The sequence below is a fragment of the Salmonella sp. SJTUF15581 genome (assembly GCF_043356775.1).
Taxonomy (GTDB): domain Bacteria; phylum Pseudomonadota; class Gammaproteobacteria; order Enterobacterales; family Enterobacteriaceae; genus Salmonella; species Salmonella enterica.
On sequence record NZ_JBEUJY010000009.1, the window covers coordinates 116,862 to 136,766 of the forward strand.

Here is a 19,905-nt window from a genome sequence, read left to right on the forward strand (position 1 = left end):
TAGCCAGAGAGACAACCTCGCTGTATCGGCGAGGTTGTGTTAGCATTACCCTTCTATGAATCCACCTTCCAGCGTTTCAGAGCCTGCCAATGAGTTATCAGGTCTTAGCCAGAAAATGGCGCCCACAAACCTTTGCTGACGTCGTCGGCCAGGAACATGTGCTGACCGCACTGGCGAACGGCTTGTCGTTAGGGCGCATTCATCACGCATATCTTTTTTCCGGCACGCGCGGCGTCGGTAAAACCTCTATCGCCCGACTGCTGGCGAAGGGGCTGAACTGCGAAACCGGCATTACCGCGACGCCGTGCGGCGTTTGCGATAACTGTCGGGAAATTGAGCAAGGGCGTTTTGTCGATCTCATTGAGATTGACGCCGCATCGCGTACCAAAGTCGAAGACACCCGCGACCTGCTGGATAACGTCCAGTACGCGCCTGCGCGCGGTCGCTTTAAAGTCTATCTGATCGATGAAGTCCACATGCTGTCGCGCCACAGCTTTAATGCGCTACTTAAAACGCTTGAAGAGCCGCCAGCGCATGTGAAATTTTTACTGGCGACCACCGATCCGCAGAAGCTGCCGGTGACCATTTTGTCGCGCTGCCTACAGTTTCATCTCAAAGCGCTGGATGTTGAACAGATTCGCCATCAGCTTGAGCATATTCTCAATGAGGAACATATCGCTCACGAACCCCGCGCGTTGCAGTTGTTATCACGTGCGGCTGACGGCAGCCTGCGCGATGCATTAAGTCTGACTGACCAGGCGATCGCCAGCGGCGACGGGCAGGTTTCGACGCAGGCGGTAAGCGCCATGCTCGGTACGCTGGACGACGACCAGGCTTTGTCATTAGTCGAGGCAGTGGTTGACGCTAACGGCGAACGCGTCATGTCGCTTATCAACGAGGCGGCGGCGCGCGGTATTGAATGGGAAGCGCTGCTGGTCGAAATGCTTAGCCTGCTGCACCGTATTGCGATGGTGCAACTTTCGCCTGCCGCGTTAGGCAGCGATATGGCGGCTATCGAGCAACGGATGCGCGAACTTGCCCGGACGGTGCCTCCCGGCGATCTTCAGCTCTATTATCAGACGTTGTTGATTGGTCGCAAAGAATTGCCCTGGGCGCCGGACCGGCGGATGGGCGTTGAAATGACGTTACTGCGTGCGCTGGCGTTTCACCCGCGTATGCCCTTGCCGGAGCCTGAAACGCCGCGGCAGTCTTTTGCGCCCGTGGCCCCAACGGCGGTAATGACGCCGCCGCAGGTGCAGCAGCCGTCGGCGCCCGCGCCGCAGACATCGCCAGCGCCGCTGCCGGCGTCTACCAGTCAGGTGCTGGCGGCGCGCAATCAGCTACAGCGCGCGCAGGGAGTAACCAAAACAAAAAAGAGTGAACCGGCAGCCGCATCCCGCGCGCGGCCGGTGAATAACTCTGCGCTGGAGCGGCTGGCCTCGGTTTCGGAGCGCGTACAGGCGCGCCCGGCGCCGTCTGCGCTGGAAACGGCGCCAGTAAAGAAAGAGGCTTATCGCTGGAAGGCCACCACGCCGGTAGTGCAAACCAAAGAAGTGGTGGCTACGCCAAAAGCGCTTAAGAAAGCTCTGGAGCATGAAAAAACGCCGGAGCTGGCGGCTAAACTGGCGGCGGAAGCGATTGAGCGCGATCCGTGGGCGGCGCAGGTAAGCCAGCTTTCTTTGCCTAAGCTGGTGGAGCAGGTGGCGCTCAATGCCTGGAAGGAGCAGAACGGCAACGCGGTTTGTCTGCATCTGCGCTCGACGCAGCGGCACCTCAATTCCAGCGGCGCGCAGCAAAAGCTGGCGCAAGCGCTCAGCGATCTGACGGGAACGACGGTTGAACTGACCATCGTTGAAGATGATAATCCCGCGGTGCGTACGCCGCTGGAATGGCGTCAGGCCATTTATGAAGAGAAACTCGCGCAAGCGCGTGAGTCAATTATTGCGGATAATAACATTCAGACGCTGCGTCGATTCTTCGACGCCGAGCTGGATGAAGAGAGTATCCGCCCCATTTGATCGTAAGCCTGGCTTGCGATTGTGAACCATCAAGAGAGAGAGCTTATGTTTGGAAAAGGCGGTCTGGGCAATCTGATGAAACAGGCCCAGCAGATGCAGGAAAAAATGCAGAAAATGCAGGAAGAGATTGCGCAGCTGGAAGTGACCGGCGAATCCGGCGCGGGTCTGGTGAAGGTTACCATCAACGGCGCGCATAACTGCCGCCGCGTGGAAATTGACCCAAGCCTGCTGGAAGATGACAAAGAGATGCTGGAAGATCTGGTCGCTGCGGCCTTCAACGATGCGGCGCGCCGCATTGAAGAGACGCAAAAAGAGAAGATGGCTTCCGTCTCTTCCGGTATGCAACTGCCGCCAGGCTTTAAGATGCCATTCTGATGCAAACCAGTCCGCTGTTAACTCAGCTTATGGAAGCGTTGCGCTGCCTTCCGGGCGTCGGCCCTAAGTCGGCGCAGCGGATGGCGTTTACCCTGTTGCAGCGCGATCGCAGCGGCGGAATGCGTCTGGCGCAGGCGCTGACCCGGGCGATGTCGGAAATCGGCCACTGCGCCGACTGCCGCACCTTTACCGAGCAGGATGTTTGTAATATCTGTTCGAACCCGCGGCGTCAGGAAAACGGCCAGATTTGCGTGGTGGAGAGTCCTGCGGATATCTACGCCATTGAGCAGACCGGGCAATTTTCCGGGCGGTATTTCGTGCTGATGGGCCACCTGTCGCCGCTGGACGGCATCGGGCCGGATGATATCGGTCTCGATCGTCTGGAACAGCGGCTGGCGTCAGAAAAAATCAGTGAGCTGATCCTCGCGACCAACCCGACGGTTGAAGGGGAGGCTACCGCGAACTATATTGCCGAGCTGTGCGCGGAGGCCGGCGTCGAAGCCAGTCGTATCGCCCACGGCGTGCCGGTTGGCGGCGAACTGGAGATGGTCGACGGTACGACGCTGTCCCACTCGCTGGCGGGACGTCATAAGATTATTTTCTGAACAAACGGAGGCGGCATTCGCGGCCTCCGCTTGAAATCACACCCGCTTGTCCCCATCTCACCCTCAACGTATTTTTACCATTAAAAATGGCATTGTTGAGGTCTATCCACATGAAAGGACAAGAAACGCGTGGTTTTCAGTCAGAAGTTAAACAACTTCTGCACCTGATGATCCATTCTCTTTATTCCAATAAAGAAATCTTCCTGCGTGAACTCATCTCTAACGCCTCAGATGCGGCGGACAAGCTGCGTTTCCGCGCTCTGTCAAACCCGGACCTGTATGAAGGAGATGGCGAGCTGCGTGTGCGCGTCTCTTTCGATAAAGATAAGCGTACGTTGACCATTGCCGATAACGGCGTGGGGATGAATCGTGATGAGGTGATTGACCACTTAGGCACCATTGCCAAGTCCGGCACCAAATCTTTCCTCGAATCAATGGGGTCCGATCAGGCGAAAGATAGCCAGCTCATCGGTCAGTTTGGCGTAGGCTTCTACTCCGCGTTTATTGTGGCCGATAAAGTGACCGTACGTACCCGTGCGGCAGGCGACAAGCCGGAAAATGGCGTGTTCTGGGAATCGGCAGGCGAAGGCGAATACACCGTTGCCGATATCACCAAAAATGACCGTGGTACGGAAATCACCTTACACCTGCGTGAAGGCGAAGATGAATTCCTCGATGACTGGCGCGTACGCTCGATTATCAGTAAATATTCCGATCACATCGCATTGCCGGTAGAGATTGAAAAACGGGAAGAAAAAGACGGCGAAACCGTGATTTCCTGGGAGAAAATCAACAAGGCTCAGGCGTTGTGGACCCGCAACAAGTCGGAAATTAAAGACGACGAGTACAACGAGTTTTACAAGCACATCGCGCATGATTTCACCGATCCGCTGACCTGGAGCCACAACCGCGTGGAAGGTAAGCAGGAGTACACCAGCCTGCTGTATATCCCGTCGCAGGCGCCGTGGGATCTGTGGAACCGCGATCACAAACATGGTCTGAAGCTGTACGTACAGCGCGTGTTCATTATGGACGATGCCGAGCAGTTCATGCCGAACTATCTGCGTTTCGTGCGCGGCCTGATTGATTCTAATGACCTGCCGTTGAACGTCTCCCGTGAAATCCTGCAGGACAGCACGGTAACGCGTAATCTGCGTAGCGCTCTGACCAAACGCGTCCTGCAAATGCTGGAAAAACTGGCGAAAGACGACGCGGAAAAATACCAAACCTTCTGGAAACAGTTCGGTCTGGTGCTGAAAGAAGGCCCGGCGGAAGATCACGCCAACCAGGAAGCGATCGCTAAACTGTTGCGCTTTGCCTCCACCCATACCGACTCTTCCGCCCAGACCGTGTCGCTGGAAGATTACGTCTCCCGGATGAAAGAAGGGCAGGAAAAAATCTACTACATCACCGCAGACAGCTATGCGGCGGCGAAAAACAGCCCGCACCTGGAGCTGCTGCGTAAGAAAGGCATCGAAGTGCTGCTGCTCTCCGATCGCATCGACGAGTGGATGATGAACTACCTGACCGAGTTTGACGGTAAAGCATTCCAGTCGGTCGCTAAAGCCGATGAGTCCATCGAAAAACTGGCGGATGAAGTCGACGAAAACGCGAAAGAAGCGGAAAAGGCGCTTGAGCCGTTCGTGGAGCGTGTCAAAACCCTGCTGGGCGATCGCGTGAAAGAGGTGCGTCTGACGCATCGTTTAACCGACACGCCGGCGATTGTCACCACCGATGCGGATGAAATGAGCACCCAGATGGCGAAACTGTTCGCCGCGGCCGGTCAGTCCGTGCCGGAAGTGAAATACATCTTTGAGCTCAACCCGGATCATGTGCTGGTCAAACGCACTGCCGATACCGAGGATGAAGCGCAGTTTAAAGAGTGGGTCGAGCTGCTGCTGGATCAGGCGCTGTTCGCTGAACGCGGTACGCTGGAAGATCCGAACCAGTTTATCCGCCGTATGAACCAGTTGCTGGTGTCCTGATAACGCTCATCTGATTGCCGGATGGCGACGTGAAACGTCTTATCCGGCCTACGGACGGGTACTGTTTTGTGACTGCCGGATGGCGACGCGAAGCGTCTTATCCGGCCTACGGGCGAGTACTGTTTTGTGACTGCCGGATGGCGACGCGAAGCATCTTATCCGGCCTACGGGCGAGTACTGTTTGTAGGCCGGATAAGCGCCAGCGCCATCCGGCATTTTTTATAATGCCTTCTCTTTTCTCGATTTCTCTTCGTTAACCGTTTCAGCATCAGGCGGCTTCCTTGAGCGAAATGCGTGATGGTGGTATCGTTTAGCGCTTTTTAAAAAATATCGACAACCTTTGAGGGGATTTTCGTAATGCGTATTATTCTGCTTGGCGCTCCGGGCGCGGGTAAAGGAACTCAGGCTCAGTTCATCATGGAGAAATATGGTATTCCGCAAATCTCCACTGGCGATATGCTGCGCGCCGCAGTGAAATCAGGCTCCGAGTTGGGCAAACAGGCGAAAGATATCATGGACGCCGGTAAACTGGTGACCGATGAACTGGTGATTGCGCTGGTTAAAGAGCGTATCGCCCAGGAAGACTGCCGTAACGGTTTTCTGCTGGACGGTTTCCCGCGCACGATCCCGCAGGCTGACGCGATGAAAGAAGCGGGTATTGTCGTGGATTACGTGCTGGAATTCGACGTACCGGACGAACTGATCGTTGACCGTATTGTGGGCCGTCGCGTACACGCCGCCTCTGGCCGCGTTTACCACGTAAAGTTTAATCCGCCGAAAGTGGAAGGCAAAGATGACGTCACCGGCGAAGATCTGACGACCCGTAAAGACGATCAGGAAGAGACCGTTCGCAAACGTCTGGTGGAATATCATCAGATGACCGCGCCGCTGATTGGCTACTACCAGAAAGAAGCGGAAGCGGGCAACACCAAATACGCTAAAGTTGACGGTACGCAGGCCGTTGCCGACGTGCGCGCAGCGCTGGAAAAAATCCTCGGTTAATTTTTTCGCGTAGTGAACCGCTTATCAGGCCTGCCATTATCCCGCAAGCCTGATAAGCGTAGCGCCATCAGGCAATCGGTGCCGGATGGCGGCCTGAACGCCTTATCCGGCCTACTGGCATCGTGAGCGCCATTCGGCGAATTCTCGTCTTACCTCTCGCAGCAATTAGTTCTTCTTTATCGCTTTTCCGCTACAATTATCAACAATTTGAATAGATAAGAGGCGGCAATGCGTCAGACGAAAACCGGTATCCTGCTGGCTAACCTTGGCACGCCAGATGCCCCAACTCCCGAAGCGGTAAAGCGCTACCTGAAACAATTTTTAAGCGACAGACGCGTGGTGGATACTCCTCGTCTGCTGTGGTGGCCGCTGCTGCGTGGCGTTATTTTACCGCTGCGTTCGCCGCGCGTCGCGAAACTCTATCAATCTATCTGGATGGATGGCGGTTCGCCGCTCATGGTATATAGCCGCGAACAGCAACAGGCGCTGGCCGCGCGGTTGCCAGACACGCCCGTCGCGCTGGGGATGAGCTACGGCTCGCCCTCGCTGGAAAGCGCTGTCGATGAACTGTTAGCAAGCGACGTCGACCATATCGTCGTGCTGCCGTTGTACCCGCAATACTCTTGCTCAACGGTGGGCGCAGTCTGGGACGAACTGGGGCGGATACTGGCGCGTAAACGTTGTATTCCCGGTATCTCATTTATTCGCGATTACGCGGATGACGGCGCTTATATCGATGCGCTGGCGAAAAGCGCGCGTGAGTCGTTCGCCAGACACGGCGAGCCGGATGTGCTTCTGCTCTCTTATCACGGCATTCCACAACGTTATGCGGATGAAGGCGATGACTACCCGCAGCGCTGTCGCGATACCACGCGCGAACTGGTTTCCGCATTGGGGCTGCCGCCGGAAAAGGTAATGATGACGTTCCAGTCGCGCTTTGGCCGTGAACCGTGGCTGACGCCGTACACCGATGAAACGCTAAAAATGTTGGGTGAAAAGGGGACTGGCCATATTCAGGTCATGTGTCCGGGGTTTGCCGCGGATTGTCTGGAGACGCTGGAAGAGATAGCGGAACAGAACCGCGAGATTTTCCTTGAAGCGGGCGGTAAAAAGTATGCGTACATTCCGGCGCTGAACGCGACGCCGGAACATATTGATATGATGCTGAAACTCACGGCGCCGTACCGTTAACGCGGCGTCTTCATCCTCGCCATAAAGAATCGCGCGCCGTCCTGCAAGGCATCGTCGGCGATTGTCATCATTCGCGAATAGTGCAGAAAGGCGTGCAGCGTGCCGGGATACATTTTGTATTCGCAGGGCTGCTGGTGCGCCTGTAATGTCTGGTGCAGCAAGCGGCTGTCATCAATGAGCGGATCAAACTCCGCGCTGGCAATAAAGCAGGGCGGCACATCGCGCGTGAGATCGTTATTAAACAGACAATACCAGGGCGATTCCCGATCTTCATCGTTACGCAGATAGGCCTTTTCGTACATGTCCAGATCTTCACGCGTCAGGCCGTCCCACGCGCCGCCGAACAGACGGCGGCTTACCGAGTCCTGCAACCCATACAGCCCATACCACAACAGAATCGCGATAACGTTACCGCAGCGAATGTGCTTATCACGTAACCAGAGCGCGCTGGCAAGCGCCAGCATGGCGCCTGCGGAATCTCCGGCGAAACCGATTTTCTCCACGTTGAGCGAGTATTCATCGGCATGTTGAGAGAAGTAGCTGCATACCGCGACGGTTTCTTCAATGGCCTGCGGATAACGCGCTTGCGGCGACAGCGAATAATCAATACCGATCACGGTGCAGCCGGTATAACGCGCCAGCAGACGCATTATCCGGTCATGCGTATCCAGATTACCGAGGATAAATCCGCCGCCGTGCAGATAGTATAAGGTGGCCTGACTGGTCGGCTGCGGCGAGTAGAGCCGGGTTGTTACATCGCCATAAGGCGTAGGGACGGCGCAGGTGCGGGTGGCCATGGACGGCGCGTCGGCATTCCAGAAACGGCGCTCAAGAAGATAATACTGACGCTGGGTCTCAATATCGCCATCGGCAGGCCAGGGGGGAAGGCCTGGTTGCTGGAAGTTTACGACGGCTTTCATTTCGTCAGACAGTCGGGTGAGTACGGGAATTTTATTTTCCGGCTTCATAAAACGCTCCTTGTGAAAGTGAACCATTGTAAAAAACGCGGCTGGAGAAACTGCGATCTCGTCGTCCGATATTGAAACGCCATCGTCCGTCGCGCGCAGCAGGGGGAATGTGCTACCATGCAGCGCTCCGTTATTCATCCGTAAGCACAATCATGAAATTTCCCGGTAAACGTAAATCCAAACACTATTTTCCCGTCAATGCGCGTGACCCGTTGTTGCAACAAATTCAGCCAGAACAGGAAACCAACGCCTCCTGGGTCGTCGGTATCGACCAGACGTTGGTGGATATTGAGGCGAAAGTGGATGACGATTTTATTACACGCTATGGATTAAGCGCCGGGCATTCTCTGGTGATAGAAGACGAGGTGGCGGAGAAGCTGTATCAGGAACTGACGCGGGAAAATCTGATCACCCATCAGTTTGCTGGCGGCACCATAGGCAATACGATGCACAATTATTCGGTACTGGCGGATGACCGTTCGGTGTTACTGGGCGTGATGTGCAGCAACATTGAGATTGGCAGCTACGCTTATCGCTACCTGTGTAATACTTCCAGCCGTACCGACCTGAATTATCTGCAAGCGGTAGATGGCCCGATTGGCCGCTGTTTCACGCTGATTGGCGAATCCGGCGAGCGTACCTTCGCTATCAGCCCCGGCCATATGAATCAGCTACGGGCGGAAAGTATTCCGGAAGCGGTGATCGCTGGCGCTTCCGCGCTGGTGTTGACTTCATATCTGGTGCGCTGTAAGCCTGGCGAACCGATGCCTGACGCGACGATGAAAGCGATCGAATACGCGAAAAAGCATAACGTGCCGGTTGTCATGACGCTGGGCACCAAATTTGTGATCGCCGATAATCCGCAGTGGTGGCAGGCGTTTCTCAAAGAGAATGTCTCGATTCTGGCAATGAATGAAGAAGAAGCGGAAGCGCTGACCGGCGAAAACGACCCGCTGCTGGCGGCGGATAAGGCGCTGGACTGGGTCGACCTGGTGTTATGCACCGCCGGACCGATAGGGTTATATATGGCAGGCTTCACCGAAGAGGAAGCAAAACGTAAAACCCAGCATCCGCTGCTGCCGGGGGCTATTGCTGAATTTAACCAGTATGAATTTAGCCGGGCAATGCGCCATAAAGATTGTATTAATCCGCTGCGCGTTTATTCGCATATTGCGCCGTATATGGGCGGGCCGGAAAAAATCATGAACACCAACGGCGCGGGCGATGGCGCGCTGGCGGCGCTGCTGCACGATATTACGGCGAACAGTTACCATCGTAGCAACGTACCGAACTCCAGTAAGCACAAATTCACCTGGCTGACCTATTCGTCGCTGGCGCAGGTGTGTAAATATGCTAACCGTGTCAGTTATCAGGTACTGAACCAGCATTCTCCGCGTCTGACACGCGGGCTGCCGGAGCGTGAGGACAGCCTGGAAGAGTCGTACTGGGATCGCTAATCTGGCTTGCCCGATGGCGCTGCGCGCATCGGGCCGTCCGGCGTTGATTGCCTGATAGCCCGGTCTACGTAAAGTGGGACGTTCCATGCCGGATAAGACGTTTGTTGTCGTCCGGCAAACCCTTAACTGGCGACGACTTCACCTGCGGGCGGCGTTTCAAGCAGTTCCAGCATCGCCCGGGCAATTTCTCGCTCGCCCATCACTACCTGATTGGCTCCCCGCTCGGTAATATATTTCACTTCATCATCATAGTGCGCGCGGGCGATTATCTCGATATCAGGACTTTTTTCCCGCGCTGAGGCGACAATCTCGCCGGCTTCGTAACCGTTGGGGATGGTCAATAATAGCCAGCGAGCGCAGTCCAGATGCGCCAGATTCATGATTTCTTCGTTAGCGGCGTTGCCCAGCACGGCGCGAATCCCGCGTTCGCGCAGCTCATCCACGCGGGTACGGGACGTTTCGATAACCACCAGCGGAATCCCCGCCGCCAGTAATTTTTCTCCCAGCAGACTGCCTACGCGGCCAAAACCCACCAGCAGGGCATGATTACAGATATCCACCGGAATTTGCTTCTCTTCTTCGATAGCCTCTTCCAGAGTTTGCTCTTCCAGCGTTTCGGTTTTCGCCAGATACTTCTCCAGCAGGGTAAACAGTACGGGATTAAGCATAATCGACAAAATAGCGCCTGCCAGCACCAGGTTCTGTCCCGCTTGCGGCAGCAGGTTGAGCGCCATGCCGAGTCCGGCGAGAATAAAGGCGAACTCGCCGATTTGCGCCAGGCTGGCGGCAATGGTCAGCGCGGTTCGCGGCGAGTGGCCGAACATACGCACCAGGAAAAACGCAGCGATCGATTTACCAAAGACGATAATGGCAAGCGTCGCCAACACCGCCAGCGGCTGTTGGATCAAGACTAACGGATCGAACAACATGCCGACGGAAACAAAAAACAGGACGGCAAAGGCGTCGCGCAGCGGCAACGTATCGTGCGCCGCCCGGTGACTCAGTTCCGACTCATTAAGCACCATTCCAGCGAAGAACGCGCCCAGCGCAAAAGAGACGTCAAACAGTTCTACCGCGCCAAACGCAATGCCTAACGCCAGCGCCAGTACGGAAAGGGTAAATAATTCGCGCGAGCCGGTGGCGGCGCTGCGGGCCATAATCCACGGCACCAGGCGGCGTCCGACCAGCATCATGATGGCGATAAATGCCACCACTTTACCAATGGTTATCCCCATATCGACTGCCAGCGAGGCTATGCCGACATCGCCTTTTTCCACCATGCCGGCAACGGCGGGCAGCAAGACCAGCGTCAGCACCATCACCAGATCTTCGACAATCAGCCAGCCGATGGCGATTTGTCCGCGCTGGCTATCAAGGAGTTGTCGCTCCTCAAGCGCGCGCAGCAGGACGACGGTACTGGCGGTAGACAGACAGAGCCCAAAAACGATGCCGGTCATTAATGACCATCCCAGCACGGCGGAAAGCGCCATACCCAGCAGCGTCGCCACCGCTATCTGAGCGACAGCGCCGGGAATGGCGATAGACTTTACCGCCATCAAATCCTTCAGCGAAAAATGCAGCCCGACGCCGAACATCAATAGAATCACGCCGAGCTCCGCCAGCTCCGGCGCCAGTTTGGTATCCGCAACAAAACCCGGGGTAAAAGGTCCCGCCAGAACGCCCGCTAACAGATATCCCACCAGTGGAGAAATACGCAATTTGTTGGCAATCATGCCGAGAATAAAAGCGAGCACAAGGCCGCCGACAATGGTGGTGATAAGCGGGGTAGCGTGATGCATTCCGTCTCCTTTGGTTGCTGGACTCCAAAACTCCGGGTAATAGTTTATGACAATTTCAATCAGGATGTTTATAAAAAATGGTTGTGTTTTATAAAAAGATACAATCTGACGGTAAAAAGAGCACGGAACGGAAAAGTGATAAGTATGGGATGGGCAAAGCATGATGGCATCGGGATGTACAGGCGGTTAAAGCGTACCTTTAACCGCCATAAAATCACGCTTTATGTCGATTATCAGGTAAGAATATGGTCAGTATCCCCAGAAGCGGCAGGAAAGCACAGATTTTATAAACTAAATAGATACTGGTATGGTCGGCAATCAGCCCCAGCACCGCTGCGCCCAGGCCTCCCATCCCGAAGGCAAACCCGAAAAACAGGCCGGAAACCATACCGATGCGTCCTGGCAGCAGCTCCTGGGCATACACCAGAATGGCGGAAAACGCCGACGCGAGAATAAAGCCGATAATCACCGTTAAAATCCCCGTCCAGTACAGTGTGGCGTAGGGTAAAACAAGGGTAAACGGCGCGACGCCGAGAATAGAGCCCCAAATCACATATTTCCTGCCGATTTTATCGCCCACCGGCCCGCCGATTACCGTCCCGGCAGCCACCGCAAACAGGAAGGCAAACAGATGGAGCTGCGCGTTTTGTATTGATAATCCGAATTTTTGCATCAGATAAAAGGTGTAATAGCTACTGATGCTCGCCATATAGAAATATTTCGAGAAAATGAGTAGCAATAATACGCTGACCGCCAGCACGACTTTATTGCGCGGCAGCGGGTTAGCGATTATCGCTTTTGGCTTGCCTTTCGCTATCCGGTGCTGGGCTGCATACCAGCGGCTGATCTGCGCCAGCACCACGATCGCCAGCAGCGCGGCCAGCACAAACCAGGCGACATTCCCTTTGCCATAGGGCGCGATAATCACGGCGGCCAGCAGCGGGCCCAATGAACTGCCGAAGTTACCGCCGACCTGGAAGATAGACTGCGCCAGACCATGACGTCCGCCGGAGGCCATGCGCGCCACGCGGGACGATTCCGGGTGAAAAACGGACGAGCCGGTACCCACCAGCGCCGCAGCGAGCAATACGCCGCCAAAACTTCCCGCCATTGCCAGCAGTACCAGCCCGCTCAGGGTAAAACACATGCCGACAGGCAGCGACCACGGCATGGGATACTTATCCGTCCAGTAGCCGACGACCGGTTGCAGTAGCGATGAGGCGAGCTGGAACGTCAGGGTGATCAAACCTATCTGGACGAAGGTCAGCGAGAACTCCGCCTGCAACAGGGGATAAATGGCTAAGATTAGCGACTGGATCATATCGTTCAGCAGATGGGAAAGACTGATCGCGCCCAAAATACCAAACGAAGTACGTGCTTTAGCGGCCGCTGCGGGCGCGCCGGCTAACGGCTGGGTTGGTTCACTCATGGCCATAGAAAGTCACTTAAATTTTATGCGATGTTGGAGATAGTAGGATGTGTAATTATTACCTGCCTAACATACCTGTGAAATGTGTTTGAAGGAAGTCTCAATTCTGAAAACATATTTGTCTATTATTGCAAGGAAAGGTAATTTCTGCGGTTGATATTGAGTCAGGGAGAGAAAGATGAAATTTTTGAAACGGGGTGTGGCGCTAGCGTTACTGGCGGCGTTCGCGCTGACGACTCAGCCTGCACAGGCTTACGAAAAAGATAAAACCTATAAAATTACTATCCTGCATACCAACGATCACCACGGTCACTTCTGGCGCAGCGAATATGGCGAATATGGTCTGGCGGCGCAAAAAACGCTGGTGGACAGTATCCGTAAAGAGGTGGCGCAAGAGGGGGGAAGCGTCCTGTTGTTATCCGGCGGCGACATTAATACCGGGGTGCCGGAATCCGATCTCCAGGATGCGGAGCCCGATTTCCGCGGGATGAATCTGATTGGCTACGACGCTATGGCCGTCGGTAATCATGAATTTGATAACCCGCTCACCGTATTGCGCCAGCAGGAAAAGTGGGCGAAGTTTCCCTTTCTTTCCGCCAATATTTATCAAAAAAGTACCGGCGAGCGTCTGTTTAAGCCGTGGGCTATTTTTACACGCCAGGATATAAAAATCGCGGTAATCGGCTTAACCACCGATGACACGGCGAAAATAGGCAACCCGGAATATTTCACCGATATTGAGTTTCGTAAACCTGCTGAAGAAGCAAAGGTGGTGATTCAGGAACTTAATATGAATGAAAAACCGGACGTGATTATCGCGACCACGCATATGGGACATTATGACAACGGCGATCACGGTTCGAATGCGCCGGGCGACGTTGAGATGGCGCGTAGCCTGCCTGCCGGTTCGCTGGCGATGATTGTGGGCGGTCACTCACAAGACCCGGTATGCATGGCGTCGGAAAATAAAAAACAGGTGAATTACGTACCGGGAACTCCCTGCGCGCCGGATAAGCAAAATGGCATCTGGATCGTGCAGGCGCATGAGTGGGGTAAATATGTGGGCCGCGCGGATTTCGAATTCCGTAACGGCGAGATGAAAATGGTTAACTACCAGCTTATTCCGGTAAATCTCAAGAAAAAAGTGACCTGGGATAACGGGAAAAGCGAGCGTGTACTTTACACGCCGGAAATCGCCGAAAATCCGCAAATGCTCTCGTTATTAACGCCGTTCCAGAATAAAGGTAAAGCGCAACTGGAGGTGAAAATTGGTAGCGTGAATGGCCTTCTTGAAGGCGATCGCAGTAAGGTCAGATTTGTCCAGACCAATATGGGACGGGTGATTCTGGCTGCGCAGATCGCGCGCACCGGCGCCGATTTTGGCGTGATGAGCGGCGGCGGTATTCGCGACTCGATTGAGGCGGGAGATATTACCTATAAAAGCGTGCTCAAGGTACAGCCGTTCGGCAACATTGTGGTGTATGCCGATATGAGCGGCAAAGAGGTGGTTGATTATCTCACCGCCGTAGCACAGATGAAACCGGACTCCGGCGCCTATCCACAGTTCGCCAATGTGAGCTTTGTCGCCAAAGAGGGCAAGCTCACCGATCTGAAAATCAAAGGCGAGCCTGTTGATCCGGCTAAAACCTATCGCATGGCGACGCTGAGTTTCAACGCCACGGGCGGCGATGGTTATCCGCGCATCGATAACAAACCGGGATACGTGAATACCGGGTTTATTGACGCGGAAGTGCTGAAAGAGTTTATTCAGCAGAATTCACCGCTGGATGCGGCGGCGTTTACGCCAAAAGGCGAGGTGAGCTGGCTGTAGCGGTACGGATAGCCATCACTGCCTGATGGCGCGCAGCCTTAAGGCCTACGGATTATGTCTGCTGTAGGCCGGATAAGGCGTTTGCGCCGCTATCCGGCAATGTATTTTACGCAGGCTTAATCCCGACGCGCGATATCAGCGAATTTAGCACCCAGTATGGCGGCCAAATCGTCAGCCGCCAGTTCAATATCCAGCCCGCGTTTACCACCGGAAACATATATAGTGGCAAACGTGCGGGCTGGCGCGTCAATCAGCGTAGGCAGCCGTTTCTTCTGTCCCAGCGGACTGATCCCGCCGACCAGATATCCCGTGGTGCGTTGCGCCACCATCGGGTCGGCCATATCGACCTTTTTCGCGCCCAGAGCTTTGGCGACTTTTTTCAAATCCAGCTGTCCGGCTACAGGCGTCACGGCGACGGCCAGTTGCTTCATATCGCCATTCACGGCAACCAAAAGCGTTTTATACACCTGATCGGCGTTTAGCCCGAGCTTGCGCACCACTTCATCGCCAAAGTTAGTTTCATTCGGATCGTGATCGTAGGTGTGAATGTTAAACGGAATCTTGTTTTTTTCGAGTAACTTAACTGCGGGTGTCATAACGTTCCTTCTTACTACAGACGTGATTTGCCATCAGCATACGCCCGAAAGCGGACTAAAAAATAGTATAATCTTGTGCATTAGGTCTTGGCAGTTGCGGCAACTTTGAGCGACAATCTGAAGATCCGAAGCGAAAGCGTCGGGATAATAATAACGATGAAATTCCTCTTTGACGGGCCAATAGCGATATTGGCCATTTTTTTATTTCAATATTTGCGGTAGGTTGCCTTCGCCGTACAGATGTAGCGCCCCTACGGCTACCACGTAGCGTCCCGGCGGCAGTGCCAGCAGCGCGTCGCGCCAGGCTTCATTGCGTTTCACCATCAGTACATCATACAGCGGTTGGCTAAACGTTCTGGGGAGCGAAGCGCCGACGCTGGTCGGCGGCTGTTCAAGCCACCAGCCGATCATCACCTGCAAAAGCCGTGCGTTGGTGTGCCAGTGCGTCAGCGTGTCGTCGAGCAGCGCCATCCCGCCATCGGGCAGATCGCAGAGTAGTTCGAGCTGGTGTTTCGCCCCTTCCAGCTCTTGCACCGGCAGCGACATTTCGCGGGCAGCCTGTAATAGCTGATAATCAATGCCATAGTCCGGACGCAATCCCAGCCGTTGCGCCTGCGTGGCCTGTAGCACCATAGCTATCTGCCATAAAGGTTGATTATCAAAATGGATCAGCGGCATACCCAACTCGCTGACCCGTTTTTCCAGTGCGCTTAACTGCCCGGCGCTGAGACGTTCGACCAACGGCGGGCATTTGGGGAGATTGCTGAATGGCGTTTCGTTACCAGAAATATCCGCTTCAACGACCAGCGCGTCGGCCTGGCGTAGTTTTTTCACCAGCTTTGCTGGAAGAGGAGCCATATCGCGCGTCCCCATATGAATACTGCCAACCAGATGCAGATGACGACCGCCGGGCAGGGAGAGATCGATAGCAGGCCAACTATTTGGGGTACCACGCAGCGCGCGCCATAAACGTTTAAGTTGATTTAATAACTCCATACGCGCTCCCTTTGAAAAAGCTCATGCTAGCGCGTTGGAGAAAAGGGCGCAATGCGCCCTGACGGGACGTCAACGATCGGTCGGGTTATTCGCTGCCGTTGAGATAGGCCGTTCTGGCGATGGTCATTTCAAGCTGGCATTTATAAATACTGATGCGCTTTTCAGCGGGTATGGCCTCGGATTTGGCATCGCTAAGTTTGCCGCACTGCTGCTCTTTTTTTGTCACCCAGACTCGCTGCTCTTGTTTTAATGCCGTTCGGGCAGAAGCGGGTAGCGATTTCCAGACCTGATTAAGCTCGCGATCTCTACTCTCAAATTTCTTTGCTGCGATTTCAATCAGTGAGTTATTTTTTTTCTTTATAATACTATCACCAGATACCGTCATTCTTGCCATTACATAAATAGATCGCGCCAATTTATCGGTTTTTTGCACAGAGGTGACAACAATATCTTTGTTGTTGTCTGCTAGCTGAATATTGTAGTTAACCTGTTTCCAGGTCACCGTATTGTTTATTACCTGTCCATCCCCTTGTGAAATATAGAATAGAGTGTTTGGTAAGTCTTTCATTAATTTAAATAATGGCTGAGGAATACCCATGGCGACGGTAGCCGAGCAAGTTCGTAAGTTGGCATTTTCTGCTTGAGGGTTCTGCGTGATTACATCACTGAATTGAACAGGAATAGCCCGGAGTTGTTGCTCGTATTGAGTCTGGGGGATATCGAAGAAAAGCGTGGAGGGCTCTTTAATATAGTCTTGCTGTAAACGACCTAATGCTTCATTGTAAATCCATTCTTTTGCCGCCGTGACTGCATTATCGTTGCCACATTTTAACTCTGGAGTGGAATCAAATAACCCTGCATAACTGACGGCGGGAGAAAGCAGGAAAAGAAGCGTAACTGCTTTTCTAAACATAAATAACACATCCTTATGATTCAAAAAAACATTATAAAATGTTGATTTTTATTTTTCTACAGGATGTGCGGTTAAATTTTATATATATTGATACGGTAAATTACTGATGGCTTAATAATATATCAGGCAGCTGATGCTGCCTGATAGAGACTTTTTACGCTTTCGGTTTAAAGCGTAATAGCCGGTTGGCATTGCTGACGACGGTAATGGAAGACAGCGCCATTGCCGCGCCCGCTACTACCGGGTTTAACAAGGTACCGGTAAACGGCCACAGAATACCGGCGGCCACCGGGATACCAATGCTGTTGTAGATAAATGCGCCAAGCAGGTTTTGCTTCATATTGCGCAACGTCGCGCGCGAAATGGCCAGCGCATCCGCCACGCCCATCAGACTATGGCGCATCAGCGTAATCGCCGCGGTTTCAATCGCCACATCGCTGCCGCCGCCCATCGCGATACCGACGTCCGCCTGCGCCAGCGCGGGCGCATCGTTGATACCATCGCCGACCATCGCAACCTGACGACCCTGGCTTTGCAGACGTTTAATCGCATCGGCTTTGCCATCCGGCAGAACGCCCGCAATCACTTCATCAATGCCCGCTTCTTTGGCAATCGCGTTAGCCGTCGTTGGGTTATCCCCGGTGAGCATTACCAGACGGTATCCGGCGTTGTGCAGGCGTTCAAGCGCGGCAATACTATCGCTGCGCAATGGATCGCGTACCGCCAGTAACGCCGCCGCTTTACCGTCAATCGCCAGCAGGACCGGAGTCGAGCCTTGCGAGGCCTGCGCGGTGATTTCTGCCGTCATATCATCCGTGGCGACGTGCTGTTCGTTCAGCAACGCCTGGTTCCCCAGAAGCAGTTGATGACCTTCCGCTTCACCGCTGACGCCCAGTCCGCGTAGCGTTCTGAAACCGTTCACCTGCGGCAGTTTATCGTCGCCGGCTTTTTCCAGAATCGCATGGGCCAGCGGGTGGCTGGAGCCTTGTTCGAGCGCGGCTGCCAGACGTAATGCCTGAGCTTCATCAACGCCGTTAAAGGTTTTTACCGCCACCACTTGCGGCTTGCCTTCCGTCAGCGTCCCGGTTTTATCAAAAACGAGGGTATCCAGCGTACTGGCGCGTTGCAGGGCATCGGCGTCGCGTACCAGCACGCCGAATTCGGCAGCGCGGCCTACGCCGGAAATAATCGACATTGGCGTCGCCAGGCCTAATGCGCAAGGGCAGGCGATAATCAGTACGGTGGTGGCGATGACCAGCGTATAAACAATTTGCGGCGCCGGTCCGAAGAAATACCAGATAGCGGCGCTGAACAGCGCAATGGCCACGACGACGGGAACGAATACCGCGGAGATTTTATCGGCCAGTTGGCCAATTTCCGGTTTACTGCTCTGCGCCTGGCGTACCATGCGAATAATGCGTGACAGCGTGGTATGACTGCCCACCGCGCTGGCGCGGAACAGGACGCTGCCGTCCTGGACGACGGTGCCGGCATGAACGCTGTCGCCTTCGCCTTTTTGCTGCGGAATGGGTTCGCCGGTCAGCATGGCTTCATCAAGCCACGCTTCGCCCTGGGTAATTTCGCCATCCACCGGCACGCGATCGCCGGTAGTGAGCCGCAGCAGCATCCCTGGCTGAACGTCCGCCAGCGGGACGCTTTTTTCGCCGTCTTCTGTCACGACGCGTGCGGTGGGCGGGGTGAGATCGAGTAATTTTTCCAGCGCTTTTGAGGAACGCTGACGGGCGCGCGCTTCCAGCATGTGTCCGAGATTAATCAGACCGATAATCATCGCGCTGGCTTCGTAATAGAGGTGCCGTGCTTCCATCGGGAACCACTGCGGCCACAGGTTGACGCTCATGGAGTAGAGCCAGGCGACCCCGGTGCCGAGCGCCACCAGCGTATCCATCGTCGCTGTGCCGTTCAGCAGGCTTTTCCACGCGTTACGGTAAAAGTGACCGCCCGCAAAGACCATCACCGCAAGCGTGATCAGGCCAATAGCCAGCCACAGGCTGCGGTTGTCGCCGGTCACCATCATGTTATCGCCGATCATCCCCCAGACCATGACCGGTATACCGACCGCCAGAGCGACGATGGCCTGCCAGCGAAAACGTTTCATGGTGGCGATGGCGGTTTCCTGCTGGCGCTCGCGGCGTTTGATGTCATCTTCAATCGCCTCTGCGCCGTAGCCGGCTTTTTCCACCGCCTGCACTAAATCAGCGGCGGACGCGCTGCCCATCACCAGCGCAGTGCGTTCCGCCAGGTTTACCCGTGCCTGTGTGACGCCCGGTACGCTTTGTAGCGCATGTTGTACGCGGGTGACACAACTGGCGCAGCTCATGCCGCTTAACAGCAACTGTTGGCTTTCTTCATCGGCCGTCGCTACCGGAAGCTCATGAGGAACCGCTGCCAGTGCTTCCGACGGGATTGATGACTCCGTCAGCGGTTTAGCCTTTGGGTGGCTTAACGTCGCGCCATACCCGGCCTGTTTGATGGTTTCAATTAACGAGTCCGCACTGGCGGTACCGGTAACGTGCGCTTCGGTTACGGTGACGTCCGCCAGCTCAACATCCGGACGTTGTTCAAGACTTTCTTTCACGCGTTTAACGCAATGACCGCAGGACAAACCGTCCAGGGTCAGGTCGATAGTTTGAGACATAGTAAAAACTCCTTTATGATTGGTCATCAATTCATTGACCTTAGTAATCGTAGTGACTCACTGTGATAAAGGTTAAACCTTCCA

15 protein-coding genes and 1 other annotated feature are annotated in these 19,905 nt (G+C 54.6%); of the genes, 8 read left to right on the forward strand and 7 right to left on the reverse strand.

The features are described from left to right. Window positions 1–89: 89 nt before the first annotated feature. From dnaX to hemH, 6 genes are all read left to right on the forward strand, one after another. Complete coding sequence (gene dnaX / locus ABVN36_RS16405) at window positions 90–2,018, forward strand: DNA polymerase III subunit gamma/tau (RefSeq protein ID WP_000121967.1); 1,929 nt, start codon at window positions 90–92, stop codon at window positions 2,016–2,018. After that, window positions 1,351–1,415 (forward strand) — a sequence feature (DnaX frameshifting element). It overlaps the preceding gene by 65 nt. 45 nt (window positions 2,019–2,063) lie before the next feature. Beyond that, window positions 2,064–2,393 (forward strand): YbaB/EbfC family nucleoid-associated protein, encoded by a 330-nt coding sequence (locus ABVN36_RS16410; protein ID WP_000467098.1) that lies wholly within the window; start codon window positions 2,064–2,066, stop codon window positions 2,391–2,393. Further along, entirely contained in the window at window positions 2,393–2,998 is a 606-nt protein-coding gene (gene recR / locus ABVN36_RS16415) for a recombination mediator RecR (protein ID WP_001195023.1), read from the forward strand. Before ABVN36_RS16410 ends, recR begins: the two co-directional genes overlap by 1 nt. Window positions 2,999–3,108: 110 nt before the next feature. Beyond that, window positions 3,109–4,983 (forward strand): molecular chaperone HtpG, encoded by a 1,875-nt coding sequence (htpG, locus tag ABVN36_RS16420; protein ID WP_001523272.1) that lies wholly within the window; start codon window positions 3,109–3,111, stop codon window positions 4,981–4,983. Window positions 4,984–5,340: 357 nt separating this feature from the next. Next, entirely contained in the window at window positions 5,341–5,985 is a 645-nt protein-coding gene (gene adk, locus ABVN36_RS16425) for an adenylate kinase (protein WP_001220237.1), read from the forward strand. A gap of 228 nt (window positions 5,986–6,213) precedes the next feature. After that, the gene (gene hemH, locus ABVN36_RS16430) at window positions 6,214–7,176 is read left to right on the forward strand and encodes a ferrochelatase (RefSeq protein ID WP_241371386.1); all 963 of its coding nucleotides are present in this window, start codon (window positions 6,214–6,216) and stop codon (window positions 7,174–7,176) included. Here hemH and aes read toward each other — a convergent pair. Next, window positions 7,173–8,144, reverse strand: a complete 972-nt coding sequence (gene aes, locus ABVN36_RS16435; protein ID WP_112324581.1) for an acetyl esterase — start codon at window positions 8,142–8,144, stop codon at window positions 7,173–7,175. The genes hemH and aes overlap by 4 nt on opposite strands. Before the next feature lie 152 nt (window positions 8,145–8,296). Here aes and gsk point away from each other — a divergent pair, with 152 nt between their 5' ends. Continuing rightward, window positions 8,297–9,601 (forward strand): inosine/guanosine kinase, encoded by a 1,305-nt coding sequence (gene gsk, locus ABVN36_RS16440; RefSeq protein WP_000671592.1) that lies wholly within the window; start codon window positions 8,297–8,299, stop codon window positions 9,599–9,601. 122 nt (window positions 9,602–9,723) lie between these two features. Here gsk and ybaL read toward each other — a convergent pair whose 3' ends face one another. Both ybaL and ABVN36_RS16450 read right to left on the reverse strand, forming a co-directional pair. Continuing rightward, window positions 9,724–11,400 carry a YbaL family putative K(+) efflux transporter gene (ybaL, locus tag ABVN36_RS16445; RefSeq protein ID WP_000546202.1) on the reverse strand — a complete coding sequence of 559 codons (1,677 nt, stop codon included), beginning with the start codon at window positions 11,398–11,400 and terminating at the stop codon, window positions 9,724–9,726. A 214-nt stretch (window positions 11,401–11,614) separates the two neighbouring features. Next, the gene (locus tag ABVN36_RS16450; RefSeq protein WP_001251593.1) at window positions 11,615–12,835 is read right to left on the reverse strand and encodes an MFS transporter; all 1,221 of its coding nucleotides are present in this window, start codon (window positions 12,833–12,835) and stop codon (window positions 11,615–11,617) included. A 172-nt stretch (window positions 12,836–13,007) separates the two neighbouring features. On the opposite strand from ABVN36_RS16450, the gene ushA reads away from it, so the two are divergent. Continuing rightward, entirely contained in the window at window positions 13,008–14,660 is a 1,653-nt protein-coding gene (gene ushA / locus ABVN36_RS16455; RefSeq protein WP_000670398.1) for a bifunctional UDP-sugar hydrolase/5'-nucleotidase UshA, read from the forward strand. A gap of 116 nt (window positions 14,661–14,776) precedes the next feature. On the opposite strand, the gene ybaK is transcribed toward ushA, so the two are convergent. From ybaK to copA, 4 genes are all read right to left on the reverse strand, one after another. After that, window positions 14,777–15,256, reverse strand: coding sequence for a Cys-tRNA(Pro)/Cys-tRNA(Cys) deacylase YbaK (ybaK, locus tag ABVN36_RS16460; RefSeq protein WP_000186618.1), 480 nt, complete (start codon window positions 15,254–15,256; stop codon window positions 14,777–14,779). Window positions 15,257–15,457: 201 nt separating this feature from the next. Next, window positions 15,458–16,252, reverse strand: a complete 795-nt coding sequence (locus ABVN36_RS16465; protein ID WP_000421861.1) for a TraB/GumN family protein — start codon at window positions 16,250–16,252, stop codon at window positions 15,458–15,460. Between the two features lie 85 nt (window positions 16,253–16,337). After that, window positions 16,338–17,165: a lysozyme inhibitor LprI family protein gene (locus ABVN36_RS16470; protein ID WP_050901218.1), complete on the reverse strand. Its 828-nt coding sequence runs from the start codon at window positions 17,163–17,165 to the stop codon at window positions 16,338–16,340. Between the two features lie 154 nt (window positions 17,166–17,319). Beyond that, window positions 17,320–19,821 carry a copper-exporting P-type ATPase CopA gene (gene copA / locus ABVN36_RS16475; RefSeq protein ID WP_023137943.1) on the reverse strand — a complete coding sequence of 834 codons (2,502 nt, stop codon included), beginning with the start codon at window positions 19,819–19,821 and terminating at the stop codon, window positions 17,320–17,322. Window positions 19,822–19,905 lie beyond the last annotated feature (84 nt).